General features: G+C 68.1%; 15 protein-coding genes, 1 tRNA gene and 1 riboswitch. Of the genes, 9 read left to right on the top strand and 7 right to left on the bottom strand.

Going from position 1 to position 16,911, the window contains the following annotated elements:
- The first annotated feature begins 140 nt into the window (after positions 1–140).
- The 5 genes from ACLJQ7_RS13235 (at position 141) to ACLJQ7_RS13215 (ending at position 5,517) form a co-directional block, all read left to right on the top strand.
- A tRNA-Gln gene (locus tag ACLJQ7_RS13235) sits at positions 141–212 on the top strand.
- A gap of 43 nt (positions 213–255) precedes the next feature.
- Positions 256–2,004 carry a diguanylate cyclase domain-containing protein gene (locus tag ACLJQ7_RS13230; protein WP_410648474.1) on the top strand — a complete coding sequence of 583 codons (1,749 nt, stop codon included), beginning with the start codon at positions 256–258 and terminating at the stop codon, positions 2,002–2,004.
- Between the two features lie 44 nt (positions 2,005–2,048).
- Positions 2,049–3,536, top strand: a complete 1,488-nt coding sequence (gene glmU / locus ACLJQ7_RS13225; RefSeq protein WP_410648473.1) for a bifunctional UDP-N-acetylglucosamine diphosphorylase/glucosamine-1-phosphate N-acetyltransferase GlmU — start codon at positions 2,049–2,051, stop codon at positions 3,534–3,536.
- Positions 3,533–4,513 (top strand): ribose-phosphate diphosphokinase, encoded by a 981-nt coding sequence (locus ACLJQ7_RS13220; RefSeq protein ID WP_378435544.1) that lies wholly within the window; start codon positions 3,533–3,535, stop codon positions 4,511–4,513. Before glmU ends, ACLJQ7_RS13220 begins: the two co-directional genes overlap by 4 nt.
- A gap of 128 nt (positions 4,514–4,641) precedes the next feature.
- Positions 4,642–5,517 carry a TIGR03621 family F420-dependent LLM class oxidoreductase gene (locus ACLJQ7_RS13215; protein WP_410648472.1) on the top strand — a complete coding sequence of 292 codons (876 nt, stop codon included), beginning with the start codon at positions 4,642–4,644 and terminating at the stop codon, positions 5,515–5,517.
- On the opposite strand, the gene ACLJQ7_RS13210 is transcribed toward ACLJQ7_RS13215, so the two are convergent.
- Positions 5,511–6,128, bottom strand: coding sequence for an NAD(P)-dependent oxidoreductase (locus tag ACLJQ7_RS13210; RefSeq protein ID WP_410648471.1), 618 nt, complete (start codon positions 6,126–6,128; stop codon positions 5,511–5,513). The two genes, ACLJQ7_RS13215 and ACLJQ7_RS13210, sit on opposite strands and share 7 nt — an antisense overlap.
- A gap of 95 nt (positions 6,129–6,223) precedes the next feature.
- A complete protein-coding gene (locus ACLJQ7_RS13205; RefSeq protein WP_410648470.1) occupies positions 6,224–7,345 on the bottom strand; it encodes a hypothetical protein in 1,122 nt (373 codons plus the stop codon).
- Between the two features lie 340 nt (positions 7,346–7,685).
- Here ACLJQ7_RS13205 and ACLJQ7_RS13200 point away from each other — a divergent pair, with 340 nt between their 5' ends.
- From ACLJQ7_RS13200 to ACLJQ7_RS13185, 4 genes are all read left to right on the top strand, one after another.
- Positions 7,686–8,297: a 50S ribosomal protein L25/general stress protein Ctc gene (locus ACLJQ7_RS13200; RefSeq protein WP_410648469.1), complete on the top strand. Its 612-nt coding sequence runs from the start codon at positions 7,686–7,688 to the stop codon at positions 8,295–8,297.
- Positions 8,298–8,307: 10 nt separating this feature from the next.
- Positions 8,308–8,904 (top strand): aminoacyl-tRNA hydrolase, encoded by a 597-nt coding sequence (gene pth, locus ACLJQ7_RS13195; RefSeq protein WP_034305613.1) that lies wholly within the window; start codon positions 8,308–8,310, stop codon positions 8,902–8,904.
- 159 nt (positions 8,905–9,063) lie between these two features.
- Entirely contained in the window at positions 9,064–9,423 is a 360-nt protein-coding gene (locus ACLJQ7_RS13190; RefSeq protein ID WP_410648468.1) for a DivIVA domain-containing protein, read from the top strand.
- Positions 9,423–9,752 (top strand): DivIVA domain-containing protein, encoded by a 330-nt coding sequence (locus ACLJQ7_RS13185; RefSeq protein ID WP_410648467.1) that lies wholly within the window; start codon positions 9,423–9,425, stop codon positions 9,750–9,752. Before ACLJQ7_RS13190 ends, ACLJQ7_RS13185 begins: the two co-directional genes overlap by 1 nt.
- 61 nt (positions 9,753–9,813) lie before the next feature.
- Here the strand turns inward: ACLJQ7_RS13185 and ACLJQ7_RS13180 are convergent, their stop codons facing one another.
- The 5 genes from ACLJQ7_RS13180 to rsmA all read right to left on the bottom strand — a co-directional run bounded on the left by ACLJQ7_RS13180 (position 9,814) and on the right by rsmA (position 16,880).
- Positions 9,814–11,505, bottom strand: coding sequence for a fatty acyl-AMP ligase (locus tag ACLJQ7_RS13180; RefSeq protein WP_410648466.1), 1,692 nt, complete (start codon positions 11,503–11,505; stop codon positions 9,814–9,816).
- 51 nt (positions 11,506–11,556) lie between these two features.
- The gene (locus ACLJQ7_RS13175; protein WP_410648465.1) at positions 11,557–13,329 is read right to left on the bottom strand and encodes an ATP-binding cassette domain-containing protein; all 1,773 of its coding nucleotides are present in this window, start codon (positions 13,327–13,329) and stop codon (positions 11,557–11,559) included.
- 68 nt (positions 13,330–13,397) lie between these two features.
- A complete protein-coding gene (locus ACLJQ7_RS13170) occupies positions 13,398–14,363 on the bottom strand; it encodes a 4-(cytidine 5'-diphospho)-2-C-methyl-D-erythritol kinase (protein WP_007028772.1) in 966 nt (321 codons plus the stop codon).
- A gap of 121 nt (positions 14,364–14,484) precedes the next feature.
- Positions 14,485–15,495, bottom strand: a complete 1,011-nt coding sequence (locus ACLJQ7_RS13165) for a methionine ABC transporter ATP-binding protein (RefSeq protein ID WP_410648463.1) — start codon at positions 15,493–15,495, stop codon at positions 14,485–14,487.
- Positions 15,496–15,707: 212 nt separating this feature from the next.
- Positions 15,708–15,798, bottom strand: a riboswitch (SAM riboswitch).
- A gap of 245 nt (positions 15,799–16,043) precedes the next feature.
- Complete coding sequence (gene rsmA / locus ACLJQ7_RS13160; RefSeq protein WP_410648462.1) at positions 16,044–16,880, bottom strand: 16S rRNA (adenine(1518)-N(6)/adenine(1519)-N(6))-dimethyltransferase RsmA; 837 nt, start codon at positions 16,878–16,880, stop codon at positions 16,044–16,046.
- Between the last annotated feature and the right edge of the window lie 31 nt (positions 16,881–16,911).

Below are 16,911 nucleotides of genomic sequence, written 5' to 3'. Positions count from 1 at the left end.
ATTTCCCTAAGGGTGACCTTACCTACGATGCCGTAAGTTACGGTACAGGAGGTTTCGTCCCCTGTGGAGTGCCCGCGACGGTGACCCCACCCCCGGGCGCACGTGGAGATCCCCGGCATGGCTATCCTGACCAGGATCGATCCGCCGTAGTGTAATCGGCAGCACTTCAGATTTTGGTTCTGACAGTTCAGGTTCGAATCCTGGCGGCGGAGCAGACGAACAGATGACCAGCGGCGTTTTCAACGGTGGGGGTGTGTGCGGCTGACCGAGGACGCGACGACCAGTGGCAGGCGGCCGGCGCTTGCGGAGATGTCCGACGCCTGGCTGCATGGCCGCGCGCGCGAACTCGGGGCGGCCATCCAGCGCGTCAGCTTCGCCGAACAGCTGGACATCGTCACCAGCCTCGACGAACTCCTCGACGAGACGCAGCGCCGCGGCGAACCCTTGCTGGTTGCCCAGCTGCTGCGCTACTCGGCGATGGCGAGGCTGGTCACCCGCGGTCTCGCCGCCGAAGCCGAACCCAGGCTCGACGAGATGCTCGCGCACACCAGGCGGCACGGTCTCGCCCTGATGCGCGCCGACGCGCACGCCATGCGCGGCCGACGGCTGGTGATCGCCAAACAGGAGGACGCCGCCCTCACCGAGATCGCCAGGGCGCTGGCCATCCTCGACGACTCCGCGGTCCCGGACCGCCAGGTCGGCAGGCGCAACTGGGACCGGATGCTGTCCACCACCCTCGTCGACTGCTGGCTGGTGCTGAACCAGCTGGGCGTCTACGAGGCGGCCGAGGAGGCCATCGCCCGCGCCGCGCAGGCGATCCGTGACAGCGCCAGCCCGCACGAGATCGCGCTCCAGCTGATCAACCGGGTCAAGATGCTGCTGGGCTGGGGCCTGCGGCTCGAACGCATCGAGCGCTACGACGAGGGGGCGGACAAGTTCCGCACCGCCGCGTCGATGGCCCAGGCCGCCGAAGGCCCGTTCACCGAGTCGCTCTTCCCGCGCAAGGCCGGCGTGCCCGCGATCGACCAGGTCGGCGTGCTCGCCGCGGCCGCCGCGCTGGCGTCGCCCGATTCGTCGCATATCGAGCGCCTGAACTCGCTGCTGCATCCGGAACTGGTCTTCCCGCACGAACGCGAGATCATCGCCATCGCGCTGGCCCGCTGCCTGGACAACGACGGCCGCCGCGAGGACGCCCTGCAGGTGCTCAAAGAGGTCCGCGAGGACAACGAGGACGGCTCGCTGCCGTCGATGCGGTTGAACCTCGCCCGCGAGCTCGCCAGGCTCGACACCACCCCGGACTACGCGTCCGGGGCGAGCCAGTCGCTGATCGACTACGCGACCATCCTGGAAACGGAGATGTGGTCGCTGCGGGAATCGCAGATCGCGACGCTCAACGCGCGGCGGGAGCACGAGCGGCTCTCCGCCGAACACGGCGCCATCACCCAGCAAGCGTTGCAGGACCCGCTCACCGGGCTGCCGAACCGGCGCGCGCTCGACGAAAAGCTGCGGTCGCTGGCGTCGTCCGCCGACGCCCAGCCGCTCGCGGTCGCGTTGGTCGACCTCGACGGCTTCAAGGACGTCAACGACAAGCAGTCGCACGCCGAGGGCGACAACGTGCTCCGTGTCATCGCGAGCACGCTGCGCGACGCCCTGCGTGGCGACGATGTGGTCGCCCGCTACGGCGGAGACGAGTTCATCGTGCTTCTACCTGGGGCTCCGGCCTCCGCGGCGAAGCAGGCACTGGGTCGTTCTGTGAATGCCGTCGCATCTCTGCCGCACCATCTTTCGCACGGTGTCACCCTCTCCGTCGGCCTCGTCTCGCTCCGCCCGCAGGAACGGGCCGAGCAGGTCCTCGCCCGCGCCGACGCGGCCATGTACCAGGCGAAACGCGGTGGCGGGAACCAGGTTTCGTCGGTGAACTCGATGGCCATCGACCCGGTGACCGGATGGCCCGGTGAAGATGCTCCGACCGACCCCGCGTGGGACTCCGAGCAGCCCACGTAGGATCAATGCCCGACAACCACCGTTGGTGAAATGTTGGGAGAGCCGTGACCGGCCCGCTGAGCACGTTGATCCTCGCCGCGGGTGAGGGCACCCGCATGCGTTCGTCCACCCCGAAGGTGCTGCACCCGATCGCCGGCCGCCCGTTGGTCGAGCACGCGGTGCGGGCCGCCGCGGGACTGAACCCGGAGCACCTGGTCGTGGTCGTCGGCCACGGTCGCGACTCGGTCGGCGCCCGGCTGGAAAAGGTCGGCGAGGCTCTCGGCCGCGAGGTCGTCACGGCCGTCCAGGAAGAGCAGAAAGGCACCGGGCACGCCGTCTCGTGCGCGCTCTCCGCCCTGCCCAGCGGACTGACCGGCACCGTCGTCGTCAGCTACGGCGACGTCCCGCTGCTCGACACCGAAACGCTCGCTTCCCTGGTCGCCGAGCACACCTCGACCGGTAACGCGGTCACCGTGCTGACCGCGGTCGTCGAGAACCCGACCGGTTACGGCCGGATCATCCGCGACGAAAACGGCGTCGTCATCTCGATCGTCGAGCAGAAGGACGCCACCCCGGAACAGCACGAAATCGCCGAAATCAACTCCGGCGTCTACGCCTTCGACGCTTCGGTCCTCCTCGACGGGCTCTCGCGGCTTTCGACGGACAACGCGCAGGGCGAGCTCTACCTCACCGACGTCCTCGGCATCGCCCGCGGCGACGGGAAGGGCGTCGGCGCGCTGGTCATCGACGACCCGTGGGTGACCGAAGGCGTCAACGACCGCGTTCAGCTGTCGGTCCTCGGCGCCGAACTGAACCGCCGGATCGTCCGCGGCTGGCAGCGGGCGGGCGTCACCGTCGTCGACCCCGCGAGCACCTGGATCGATGCGGGCGTGACCCTGTCGCGCGACGTCGTCATCGAGCCCGGCGTGCAGCTGAAGGGTTCGACGTCGGTCGGCGAGGGCGCGCAGATCGGCCCGGACAGCACGCTGGAGAACGTCTCCGTCGGCGCGGGCGCGTCGGTGGTGCGGACGCACGGTTCCGATTCGGAATTGGGCGACGGCGTGAAGGTCGGCCCGTTCACCTACCTGCGTCCCGGCTCCAAACTGGGGACCAAGGGCAAACTCGGCGCGTTCGTCGAGACGAAGAACGCCGACATCGGCGCCGGCACGAAGGTCCCGCACCTGACCTACGTCGGCGACGCGACCATCGGCGAGAACAGCAACATCGGTTGTTCCAGCGTCTTCGTCAACTACGACGGCGTGAACAAGCACCACACCACGATCGGCTCCCATGTGCGGCTCGGCGCGGACAACACGTTCGTCGCCCCGGTGACCATCGGCGACGGCGCCTACAGTGGGGCAGGCACCGTGATCAGGCAAGACGTGCCCCCGGGCGCGCTCGCCGTGTCCACCGGACCGCAGCGCAACATCGAAGACTGGGTGTCCCGGCGCAGGCCGGGCACACCCGCGGCGGACGCAGCTTCCGCCGCGAAGCAGGACACCACCGCCGTGTCCGATTCAAACAAGGGAAACGACGGGGAGTCACCAGCATGAGCTCGAAGTCCGGTACACCGAAGAAGAACCTGATGCTCTTCTCCGGGCGCGCCCACCCGGAACTCGCGGAAGAGGTCGCCAAGCACCTCAACGTGTCGGTCGTTCCGCAGACCGCGCACAACTTCGCCAATGGGGAGATCTTCGTCCGGTTCAACGAATCGGTGCGCGGGACCGACGCGTTCGTGATCCAGAGCCACCCCGCTCCCATCAACGAATGGGTGATGGAGCAGCTGATCATGGTGGACGCGCTCAAGCGCGCGAGCGCCAAGCGGATCACCGTGATCATGCCGTTCTACCCGTACGCGCGGCAGGACAAGAAGCACAAGGGCCGCGAGCCGATCTCCGCGCGCCTGATCGCGGACCTGTTCAAAACCGCGGGCGCCGACCGGATCATGACGGTCGACCTGCACACCGCGCAGATCCAGGGCTTCTTCGACGGTCCCGTCGACCACCTGCTCGCGCAGAACGTGCTCGCCGCGCACATCAACAAGACCTACCACGGCGAGAACATCACCGTCGTCTCGCCGGACTCCGGTCGCGTGCGGCTCGCCGAGAAGTGGGCGGCGCAGCTGGGTGACCGGCCGATCGCCTTCATCCACAAGACCCGCGACCCCGACAAGCCGAACCAGGCCGTCGCCAACCGCGTCGTCGGCAAGGTCCGCGGTCAGCTGTGCGTGCTGATCGACGACATGATCGACACCGGCGGCACGATCGTGAAGGCCACCGAGGCCCTGCTCGACGAAGGCGCGTCCGACGTCGTCATCGCCTCGACCCACGGCATCCTGTCCGACCCCGCCACCGAGCGGCTGTCGAACTGCAAGGCGCGCGAGGTCATCGTCACCAACACGCTGCCGATCCCGGAGGAGAAGCGGTTCCCCGGTCTGACCGTGCTGTCCATCGCGCCGCTGCTGGCGCAGGCCATCCAGCAGGTCTTCGAGGACGGGTCGGTCACGTCCCTCTTCGACGGCAACGCCTGATCCCGGCGGAGCAAGGGACCTTTGCTGTCGCTCTCTTTTGGAGAGTGACAGCAAAGGTCCCTTGCTCCGTTTTCGGCTCCTCGCGAAACGACGCGCGCCCGGCCGCCCGGCATGGCTAGGTTCCGTTCATGGGGAAATTCAAATTCGGCGTGAACCTGTGGGGCGCCGAGAACCGTGAAGACTGGGTCGCGAAGTGCCGTCGCGTCGAGGCCCTCGGATTCGACGTCATCTCCGTGCCCGATCATCTCGGCCCGGGACGGAACGCGCCTTTCCCGGCGCTGACCATGGCCGCCGCGGTGACCCAGCGGCCCCGCGTCGGCACTCTTGTTTCCAATATGGCGTTTTACAACGCCGCGCTCTTCGCACGCGAAGTCGTCACCACGGTGAAGATGACGGGCGACCGGCTGGACCTCGGGCTCGGCTCCGGCCACATGAAATCGGAATTCGACGACGCCGGTCTGCCGTGGATCCCGGCCAAGGAACGTATCGAGTATCTCGTCGAGAGCCTTGACCACCTGCGCGAACACTTCGCCGGCGAAGGCATCACGCCCCCGCCGCTGCTCCTCGCGGGCAACAGCGACGGCGTGCTCTCCCTCGCCGCCCGCGAAGCCGACATCGCCGGCTTCGCGGGCCTTCGTCAAGCACCGGGGGAACCGCCGGGCACGTTCCGGCTCGACGACGCCGAGCGCATGGACGAACGCGTCGCCTTCTTCCGCTCGCACACGAACGGCCGCGATCCCGAGCCGAACATGCTCGTCCAGCGGGTCGTCGTCACGGACGACCGGCGCGCGGCCGCCGAGGCCTGGCGTGAGGAAGTCGAAGACCAGGACGGCCTCGACGTCGACACCCTGCTCGAAACGCCCCAATTGCTTTTCGGCACCGTCGCCGAGATCGTCCGGCAGCTCCAGGAGCGTCGCGAACGGTACGGCTTCTCCTACATCACGGTATTCGAGCCGATGCTGGAAACGTTCGCGCCGGTCGTTCGGGAACTGTCCGGTCAGTAAGCGACGCAGAAACGCTGACGGCGGTGTTCCGGCTTGTCGATCTCGTCGACGAACGCGATCGCGTAGTCGGCACCGCCGATCTTCGAACCGCCGTTCTCGTCGGTCAGGAGCACGTCGCCACCGAGCCGGAACTCACCGGTCCGCTCGCCCTCGGCCCAGGCGCCGAACTCCGCGGCCGGGCTGACGTAGAACCAGTCGACGTCCTCGGGAAGCTTCCGGAACGCTTCCAGCACCTCGACGTGCGCACCCGCTTCGCCCTTGTACTCGTCCGGGAACTCGGGGGTGTCGATCAGTCGCGGCCCGCCCTTGGCCACGTGCAGGCTGCCAGCCCCGCCGACCACGCCGATCCGCGCGCCGTTGTCCCTCGCGACCCGGGCGATCGAGGGCACCGCGTCGAGCAGACCGCTCTGCCCGTGAACCGCGATGACCAGGACGTCGGCGCCCTTGGCGGCATCGGCCAGGAAGGCCTCGTCGTAGAGCGAGCCGGCCTTGGTCCCCTCGCCTTCGGCGTTCCTCGACACCACCAAGACCTCGTGCCCACGGCCGCGGGCCTCCGCGGTGATCTTCCCGCCCGCGTACCCGGTTCCTCCGAACACAACCAATTTCGCCACGCGTTTCTCCCTTTTCATCGGCGACCACGCCGATGCTAAGAACGCGAGACCGGCTACTTCAACGTATGCAACGCACCCCGAGGTGAGCGTGCAGGTCAGCCGCCCAGCGTGGCGAATTCGGACTTGAGCTTTTCGCGAACGCCGTTGACGTCGACCGGAGCCCGGACCTCACCTTTGGCCGACGGTTTCGCCTGCACCTGATAGCTGGCGTTCCGATTCGGCAGTTTGAACTTGACCTCGCAGGACATGCTCGTCGTGGTGTCCGGCGCCGCGTCGGCGTCCGCCGTGCAGCTCTGCGCGCCGAGGGTCTGCGCGGTGAAGTCGACGGTCAGCTTCAGATGCACGGGCGTCCCGTTCACGCCGCCGATGACGGAGTTGGCGACGTCGATGGTCGCCCGGCAGGTCCCGACGAAGTCCGTGCAGTCCAGCTTGTCGTTGACAACACTGACCCTGACCTGGATCAGCGCGTCGAACGGCTGCCCGAGCCCGCCGATCGCGCCGTCCAGATCGGCCTGGAGCTTCTTGAGCGCTTCCCCGGCGAGCGGCTCGACCCGCAGCTCGGCGCCGAGCGTCTTGCCGCCCGCCGCGGCGACGAGCGATGGCGCGAAGCTGACGACACGGTGCGGCGCCGCCGTGGTCACCCGCAGTGTTCCGAGCCCGCTCCCGACGTCGTAGACCTCGGTCCCGTCCGGCAGCTTCGAACGGACCGGATCGGTCAACGGGTTCATCTCGGACACCGCGGTCCTGAGGGTCGACGCGGCCTTGCGCGGGCTGAGCACCTCGACGGCGTTCACCGGCAGGTCCGAGCTGTCCGTACGGACCCAGTTGGTGCCGTACTGTTCGCTGTCGCCGAGCCCGTGCGCCTTCCAGTACTCCGGCGTCGCCGAGAGGTACAGCTGCTTGTCGGCGGAGATGACCTGGATGGCCTGCCCGTCGACCGGCAGCGCTCCGTACGCGCTCCCGTTCCGGGTGATCCGGAACTGGAGTTCCGCGGGCTGCCCCGACGCGTCCTTGATCGTCGACTTGTAGACGACGGCCGGAGACTGCTCCAACGCCTTCAGCGCGCTCTCGACAGCGCCGCGTTGCTCGGCGCGCCGATCCACCCGCTGCTGCTCGGCGGCCGGGATCCCGGCCGCCCCGTCGATCGCGACGTCGCAACCGGCCACGAGGCAGCACAGGGCGGCGATCGCGCCGATCTTCGACCGTCGTGCCGGCATCCCGTCCCCTTAGTCTCGCGTGCGAGCAGATCACACCTTAGAAAAGGGGTCGCGCACCACCGCATCCGCGGGTTCGCGAAGCAGCTGTCACCGACTTGTCACCTGTACGAGCCACCCGGCGGGACCCCCGCCCGATCGGTTGGTCTACACTTTCCCGGTCTCGGCGAGGCGGGTTCCGTGAGCACCTGGTGCCCGACGTGATCGACGCGGCGGCTTGAGTGGCCACACGCGGTCGAGCACGCCTGTGGAATTCGCCGCCGAACACCAGAACCGCCCCGAACCATCCCCACCTCAGCATGCTTTCGCTGAACATGTTGGTGAATTGAAGGAGTGCTACACCGTGTCCGAGGTACGCCTGTCCGTCGAGCCCCGCACCGAATTCGGCAAGGGTGCCGCGCGCCGCACGCGTCGCGCCGGCAAGATCCCCGCGGTGCTGTACGGGCACGGCTCGGAACCGCGCCACTACGCCCTGCCCGCCATCGAGTTCGCCCGCGTCGTGCGTGAGAACGGCAGCAACGCCGTCATCACCCTCGACCTCGAGGGCAAGAGCGAGCTGGCGCTGACGAAGACCATCGTCGTCCACCCGCTGAAGAACTACATCGAGCACGTCGACCTGCTGGTCGTCATCCGCGGCGAGAAGGTCACCGTCGACATCCCCGTCGTCGTCACCGGCACCCCCGGCCCGGGCACCCTGGTCACCACCGACCTCGACGCCATCCAGATCGAGGTCGAGGCGCTGCACATCCCCGAGCAGGTCGAGGTCTCGGTCGAGGGCGTCGTCGCCGGCACCCAGATCAACGCCTCGGACGTCGCCCTGCCGAAGGGCGCCACGCTGGTCACCGACCCTGACGCCCTGGTCGTCGCCGTGAACGAGGCGCCGTCCGAGTCCGCGCTTGAGGGTGAAGAAGGCGCTTCCGAGGCGGCCGAGACCCCCGCCGAGGACGCCGAATAAAGTCACTGGTGTGACCGAAGCAGTACTTCCCGGGGCCGGCGAGCAGATCCTGCTCGCCGGCCTCGGCAATCCCGGCCCCCAATACGCGGGCAACAGGCACAACGTCGGCTTCATGGTGCTCGACGAGCTCGCCCACCGTGTCGGCGGCAAGTTCAAGGCCCACAAGAGCGGTGCCGAAATCCTCGAAGGACGGCTCGCGGGCCGGCGGGTGGTCCTGGCCAAGCCTCGTTCGTACATGAACCTCTCGGGCGGCCCCGTCGTGGGCGCGGCCCGGTTCTACAAGATCCCCCCGGCCGGTGTGGTGGTCATCCACGACGAGCTGGACGTCGACTTCGGCGCGCTCAAGATGAAACTGGGCGGCGGCGACAACGGGCACAACGGTCTCCGCTCGATCACCAAATCGCTGGGCACTAAGGACTACTACCGGGTCCGTTTCGGCGTCGGCCGCCCTCCGGGACGGCAGGATCCGGCGGATTTCGTGCTGAAAGACTTCTCGACGGTCGAACGGAAAGAGCTCGCTTTCGAGGTCGATCGTTGCGCCGACGCCGTTGAAGCGCTTATCAGCACCGGTCTCGCCGCGGCCCAGAACACCTTCCACGCTGGGTGAACCCGCTCACATGGCGGTGCGTTACACCCCGTCACTCGAAGGCGTTTCACCACGCCCCTGATCGAGTCGTGGAATAGCGCGAACTCTTCCGGGGAACTCTCAAACCCGTTAGGACGGAATGCGGAGATCGCATTCCCCACCGAAACCGGAGAGAGTTTCATGTCGTTCACGGCCGAAGACATCACCGGCGCCACTTTCCCGAACGCCCCGATCGGGCGACGCGGATACGCCAAACACGAGGTCGACGCGTTCCTGGAACGGATCGCCGACACGATCTCGGACCGGGACGACCTGACGGCCGCCGAGGTCCACCACGTCATGTTCTCGCGTCCGTTGATCGGTAAGCGTGGCTACGACGAACGCGAAGTCGACGATTTCCTCGACAAGGTCGAGGTGCAGCTCGCCCATCAGACCGGCCAGCAGGCGCTCGGTGTGCCCGGCGCCCGTGAAGAGGGCGAGGCGACCGCCGAACGTGCCGTCCCGGACCGCGGTCCCGTCGAGTTCCTCCGGGAGCGCTAGTGCCCGTTACCGCCTTCGAGGCCAGGACCCGGCAGTTCGACCGGGCGCCGATCGGCGCCCGCGGCTATCACGAACCCGCGGTCGATGCCTTCCTCGAACGGGTCGCGGCGACTCTCGACGGCGACGACGATCTGTCGGTCGCGGACGTCCACAACGTGGCGTTCGCCAAAGCGCCGCTGTCGAAACGAGGCTACGACCAGGCAGCCGTCGACGCGTTCCTGCGAGACGTCGAGGGAACGCTGGCCGGGCTGTCCCATTCCGCCGGCTACTACATCGCGCCCGCCTTGGAGCACACCCATACCCGCAAGCCACCCTGGCGACGCCGCTGACCACCGGGAGGTGCAGCGAAAGGGCCGGGTCCGCGAGGTTCGCGGACCCGACCCTTTCGTGTCAGCCGGTCGCCGCGTTCTTGGCGATCTTGTCCGCGAACTGGACGGCGGTCGCGGCCCGCTTCACCTTGCCCGAGGGCGTCTTGGGCAGGCTTCCCGCCGGGAGCACCACGACCGCGAAGGGCCGCATGTCGACGGCGCCGCGCACCTTGGCCGCGACCTCCTTCGCCAGCGCCTTCTCCGTTTCCGGATCCCCGGCGATTTTCGATTCGACCACGACGGCGAACCGTTCCCGGCGGCTGCCGGCGTCGAGCCGCACGGCCACCGCGTTCCCCGCCCGGACTCCCTCGACCGAGGTCGCCGCGCGTTCGATATCGGTCGGGTACAGGTTCCGGCCGCCCATGATGATGACGTCCTTGCGACGGCCACAGATCACGATCATGCCGTCGACCAGGTAGCCGAGGTCACCGGTGAGCAGCCAGCCGTCCTCGTCCTGCGTCGCGAGCGGCCCCTCCATGGTCAGGTACCCCGGTGTCACGGCCTCGCCGCGCAGGCGGATCTCCCCGACCTCGCGTTCTCCGAGCACGGTTCCCTTGTCGTCGACGATCTCGGCCTCGAGCCCGTCGAGCGGCGGCCCGAGCACCGCGAATGACCGGACTTCGTCAGTTCCCCGACGCGGGTCGCCCTCCGAGACCGGCACCGCGCGGTTGTCCGCCTCGAGCGCGTCGGCCTCGACGACGTCCAGCGTCAAGCCGGTGAACAACGGCGCGAACGAAACCGCGAGAGTCGCCTCCGCCATTCCGTACGCGGGGAACACGCATTCGGCGGGCATCTTGAAGCGCGTCCCAGCCTCGACGAACGTCTTCACCGCCGTCTCGTCGATCGGCTCGGCACCGTTCAGCGCGATCCGGAGCTTCGAGAGGTCGTACGCGTCGTCGTCCTCGACACGGGCCAGCCGCCTGCCCACGATCGCGTACGCGAAGTTCGGCGCGGCCGTGGTCGTGCCGTTGTACTTGCTGATCAGCTGCGGCCAGATCAACGGTCCCGACAGGAACTCGACCGGCGTGATCTTGACGAGCTCGACGCCGAACGTCATCGGCACCGTCAGGAAGCCGACCATCCCCATGTCGTGGAAGGTGGGCAGCCACGAGACCATCACGTCGACGTCGAAATCGAACTCGGCCCGGTCGACCATCGCCTTGACGTTCGAATACAGGTTCCCGTAGGTGATCCGAACGGCCTTCGGGTCGGCCGTCGACCCACTGGTCAGCTGCAGGAGCGCCGTGTCCGATTCGGCCGTGGGAACGGGCTCCGCCAGTGGTTCGGCCTCGAGCAGTTCGGTGATGACCTGGAAGGCGATGCCGTGCTCCGTGAGTACCGGCGCCAGCTGATCGAACGGCTCACCGAGCAGAACCAGGTCGGACCCGATCATCCGCAGCACGCGAACGGTGTCCTCCGCCCACTCCGTGAGGTCGGTGCGCTGCGTCGGCTGGTGCAGCATCGTCACACTGCCGCCGACGAGCCAAACCGCCTGAACCGTCGGCGCGATCAGCGACGGCGCCGCCGCCAGTACCGCGACCGCCTTGCCGGGCTCCAGCCCAGCCGTCACCAGACCCCCGGCGACCCGCTTGGCCCGCTCGTGAATCTCGGCCCACGTACGCCGAACCGGCTCCCTGGGCTCCCCGGTGACCATTCCCCGCTGCTGACCTCGCCCCGCCGCGGTGGCGACGAGCGTGTCCACGAACCGACTCATGCGCGTCACACTACTGTCCGCGCCGAACGACCCGCTCGCCGTCGAGTGAACTCATTCGATCGCTTCGGAGGTCTCGAGCCACTGGGCCTCGACCTCCTCCTTTTCCGTTTCGACGGCTTTCAATTCGGTGTTCAGCTCGATGAGCTTCCTCGGATCAGTCGCCGCGGCGAGCAGCGCCGTATGCAGCTTCTCTTCCTTCGTGTGCAGCTGGTCGAGCTTGCGCTCGAGGCGGGACAGCTCCTTCTGAGCCGCCCGCTGTTCCGCTGCGCTCTTCTTGGGCGTGGAGCCCCGCGCACTGCCTGTCTTCCGGTCACCGCCGGCCTTCTCGAGGCTCTTCGCGCGCCGGTCGAGGTATTCCTCGATCCCGCCCGGCAGGTGGGTCACTTGCCCTTCCCCGAACAGGGCCACGATCGTGTCGCAGACGCGTTCCACCAGGTACCGGTCGTGTGAAACGACGACAAGGCTGCCAGGCCAGGAATCCAGCAGGTCTTCGAGCTGCTGCAGGGTGTCGATGTCGAGATCGTTCGTCGGTTCGTCGAGCAGCAGCACGTTGGGCTCGGCCATGAGGAGCCGGCACAGCTGCAGACGGCGCCGTTCACCACCGGAAAGGTCCTCGACCGGCGTCCACTGCCTCGCGGCGGGGAACCCCAGCTTTTCGGCCAGCTGCGAAGCGGTGAGCTCCTGCTTGCCGAACACGACCCGGCCGGAGACCTCTTCGATCGCCTGCAGCACGCGCAGATCGCCCGGTAGGTCGTCGAGCTCCTGTCGTAGGTGCGCGAGGCTGACCGTCTTGCCCTGGACGCGTCGTCCCGTTTCGGGCTCCCTGTCGCCGCTGAGCAGCTTGAGAAGCGTCGTCTTGCCGGACCCGTTGACGCCGACCAGGCCGATCCGATCGCCGGGCCCGATCCGCCAGGTGACGTGATCGAGCAGGGTGCGGTCGCCGACGGTCAACGTGGCGTCCTCGATCTCCAGCACGGTCTTCCCCAGCCGACGGCGGGCGAACGCCTGCAGCTCGACCGAATCACGCGGCTCCGGCACGTCGGAGATCAGCGCCTCCGCCGCCTCGACGCGGTAGCGGGGCTTCGAGGTCCTGGCCTGCGGACCGCGGCGCAGCCACGCGAGCTCTTTACGCGCCAGGTTCTGCCGCTTTTCCTCGGCCGTCGCCGCCAGCCTCGCCCGCTCGGCGCGCGCGAAGATCCAGTCCGCGTATCCGCCTTCGTACTGCTCGACACGACCGTTGGCGACCTCCCAGGTCACACTCGCGACCGTGTCGAGGAACCACCGGTCGTGCGTCACGACCACGACCGCGATCTTGCGGTTGAGCAGGTGATCCGCGAGCCAGCGCACACCTTCGACATCGAGATGGTTGGTCGGCTCGTCGAGGACCACGAGGTCCAGTTCACCGGTGAGGGCGGCCGCCAGCGCCACCCGGCGGCGTTCGCCACCCGACAGGTTCGCCGTTTCCTTGTCGATGCCGAGAGCCGTGATGCCCAGACCGTCCATAATGGACCGGACACGCGCGTCAGCGGCCCACTCGTGCTCCGCGCCGTAGCGCTCCAGCACGACATCTCCGACCGTGCTGCCTTCGGGAAGTTCGGTCCGTTGGGTGACCACGGCCATCCGCAAGCCCCGGACTTGGCTGACGCGTCCCGTATCGGGCTCGCTGATCCCCGCGAGGACCTCCAGCAACGTCGTCTTCCCGCCCCCGTTGAGACCGACGACACCGATACGCTGCCCCTCCGCCACACCGAGCGAAACACCGTCGAGCAGCGGGCGCACCCCGAAGGACTTGCTCACCGACTCCAGGTTGACCAAGTTGGCCATGCCTCAGCCGATCCTTTCCAAAAAGCTCGCACCACAAACGAATTAGTCGGTGTCCATTTCGGACACCCTCATGCGTGCACCCGAGGCGGTGACGGCCGCGGCGCGTCGTCCCCGCCGACCAGCCGGGCTCCGGGAACAGGCCCGTGCGCGACGCGCACCGTGCGACAGACACCGGCACCGGACAACTCCGCGGCGACCTCGACGGCCGACTGGGCATCCGCGCACAGGAAGGCACAGGTCGGCCCGGATCCGGACACGGTGCCGGCGAGCGCACCCGCGTTGACTCCCGCCCGCAACGTGCGGCGCAGTCCCGGACGCAACGAGACAGCGGCCGCCTGCAGGTCATTGCCGAGAAGCAGCGCCAGTTGCCGCGGGTCGCCGGATGCCAGCGCCTCCACCACCGGAGTGTGCGAACCGATCCGCGGCGGACTGCCCTCTTCACGCAACTTGTCCAGCTCGCCGAACACCCGCGGAGTCGAAAGCCCACGCTGGTCGAAGGCCAGGACCCAGTGGAAGGTGTGCCTCGACAAGACCGGCACCAACTGCTCGCCTCGGCCGGTGCCCAGCGCTGTCCCGCCGTAGAGCGCGAAAGGAACATCACTACCGAGCTTCGCGGCGATACCCGCCAGTTCGTCCCGGGAGATGTCGAGCTTCCAAAGCGACGCGAGCCCCACCAGGGTCGCGGCAGCGTCGGCACTGCCACCGGCCATCCCGCCCGCGACCGGGATGCCTTTGCGCAACACGACTCTGACCTTCGACTCGCCATCCGCCTTGCCGACGTGGGCCGCCAACGCCTGCGCTGCCTTCCAGGCCAGGTTGTTGGCTCCTGTCGGTACGGAACCTTCACCTTCACCGTAGACCTCGACGCCGGGGTCTTCGGTGACCGCGACGGTCACCTCGTCGGTCAGGGAAAGCGCCTGGAACACGGTCACCAGCTCGTGGTAGCCGTCCGGGCGTACATCTCCGACCGACAGGTGCAGGTTGACCTTGGCGGGAACCCTGACGGTCACTGGGGGCGGTACGACGGCGAGCACGCGTCAAGCCTACGTGGCCGCTCCACTTGCCTTGTCACCAGGAGAAAAGAGAACTTGCGGGTCGGACGCGAACGGGCCGCCCCGGACGCGATTCGTCCTGGGCGGCCCGTTCGCGGAGGAATCAGGCGGCGACACCCTGCGGGCCGCGGACCGGGTGGGTCACGTGACCACCACGTTCGGCGATCCAGGCGAGCGCGGCGTCCGCGCGCTCACCGCGCACCCCGAGGCGGAACCGGCCGACCGGCGTGTCACCGATCCGGGTCAGGCCGCCCCCGATGGTGGCGAGCTCGACGTCGAAGCGGCCGGCGGCTTCTGGCAGCAGCGCACCGACCGAGGCGAAGCCGACGAGCACGACGTCCACCGCGCGGTCGTACTTCGAGGCCTGTGCGCGCCCGGTTTCGATGACGGGAAGCAGCGCCTGCGCGGTCCGGCTGTTCGGGTCGGAGACCAGGTCGAGCACGGTTCCGCGTTCGATGATCGCGCCGGCCTCCAGCACCGCGACGTCGTCGCAGACACGGCGGACCACTCCTGCGTCAGGTGTGGTGAGCAGGACGGTGACGCCGAGCTCGGCGCGCGCACGGTCGAGCACGGTCAGGACCGCGCCGGACTCCTCGGGCTGCACGCCCGCGGTCGGGTCGTCGGCCAGGAGCACGGACGGCCCGGCGGCCAGCGCCTTGGCGATGGCCACTCGGCGCAACTGCCCCTCGGACAGGTCGCCCGGTCGCTGCCCCGCTCGGGGGGTGAGCCCGACCAGGTCGAGCAGGTTGCCGACCCGGTTGCGGCGCTGCGGCCCGTCGAGGCCGAGTTGTTCGAGCGGCGAAGCGATGTTGCCGGCGATGGTGCGTTCGGCGAGCAATTCCGGCTTGGTGCTCACTACGCCGACCTGGCGCCGGATTTCGCGGAGACGGCGTCCGTCGAGGGTTCCGGTGTTGAGCCCGTCGAGGCGGACGACACCGCGGTCGGGGCGCTCCTGAAGACCGATGCACCGAGCGAGGGTCGACTTGCCGGAGCCCGCCGGGCCGACGACTCCGAACAGCGAGCCTGCTTGGATGTCCACGCTCACATCGCGCAGTGCGACGACGGGATTTCCGTTGAGGGGAAAGGATTTGGACAGGTTTTCGACAGTGATCACGAAAGGCTCCATGCACATGGGGCGCTGCTTCTTTCGAGCGCGCCGACCGTCACCGAGTAACCGTCCGGGAAACGGACGGATTCAGAGATAAGGGAATGGACTCAGGCAGTAACGGTGGAGCGTCGACACGCACTTACCGTGCGGCGACCTTCATCGACGACACGTCGCCTGGTCAGCAGGAGCGGGTGGGTGACCCTGTTCATTAGGCACAGCCTCCATCGGTCCTGGCGGTAGCACCTGCCCTGTGGAGGGTGGTTGCTGCGACTTCGGCGAGCCAGGTCTCTCAGTCGCTCGGGATGGCTTACTGAGTAAAACCGATCCCACTGGATGAAAGCAAGCGCGTAGGCGCAGATCACACGTCTGGTCGCGTCCAGCATACAGGATGGGCTGCCCATATTCTGAGACCACTAGGGAGTGTCCAGCTCGCGGCGGACGCGCTGCCTGCCAAGACGGGGCCCGCCGGCAAGAATCGAGAAGAGGGAGCGCGCACTCATGCGGCCATGGCCGGCCGCCGTTCGCGCGGCTCCGGTCACCCCCGCGAAAGATGGTCAGCCTGCGGCCGCGGCGATCCGGGCGAACTGATGAACGTCCAGCTGCTCCCCGCGGGTCTTGGGGTCGATACCGGCCTTTTCGAGCAATTCCCCCGCGCGTTCGGCGGAGCCGGCCCACGACGCCAACGCGGCACGCAAGGTCTTCCGTCGCTGAGAGAAGGCAGCGTCCACGACCGCGAACAGCCGCTCCCGATCCACGGACGACACCACGTCGCCCCGTTCGAACGCGACCAAGGCGGAATCGACGTTCGGAACGGGCCAGAACACCGCCCGAGGCACCGCGGCGACCTTGCGCGTCTTCCCGTACCAGGCGAGCTTGACACTGGGCACGCCGTAGGTGCGGCTTCCCGGGCCCGCCGCCATCCTGTCCGCGACCTCGGTCTGGACCATTACAAGGCCGCTGGTAAGCGACGGCAACTCGGCGAGCAGATGGAGCACGACGGGAACGGCGACGTTGTACGGCAGGTTCGCGACCAGCGCCGTCGGCTGCGCAGGCAGGTCGTCCGCGGTGATCCGCAACGCGTCCGCGCCGACGACCGTCAGCCTTTCACCCCCGCCGCGCTCGGCCACGGTGCTCGGCAGCCGCCCAGCCAGCACCGGATCGATTTCGACCGCGACGACCTCGGCACCGGTCGCGAGCAGTCCGAGGGTCAGCGAGCCGAGGCCCGGCCCTACCTCCAGGACGACGTCCCCTTCGCCGATCCCCGAAAGGTCGACGATGCGGCGCACCGTATTGGGATCATGCACGAAGTTCTGGCCGAGCTTCTTGGTCGGACGTACGTCCAGCTCGGCCGCCAGCGCCCTGATTTCCGCAGGACCGAGCAGTTCAGTCACCCGACGATCGTAACCAGGCCCGGTAAGCCAC

Source organism: Amycolatopsis sp. cmx-4-54, assembly GCF_046548895.1.
Lineage (GTDB): Bacteria > Actinomycetota > Actinomycetes > Mycobacteriales > Pseudonocardiaceae > Amycolatopsis.
Note: the sequence above shows the minus strand (reverse complement) of the source record. Positions and strands in the feature narration are given on the sequence as shown.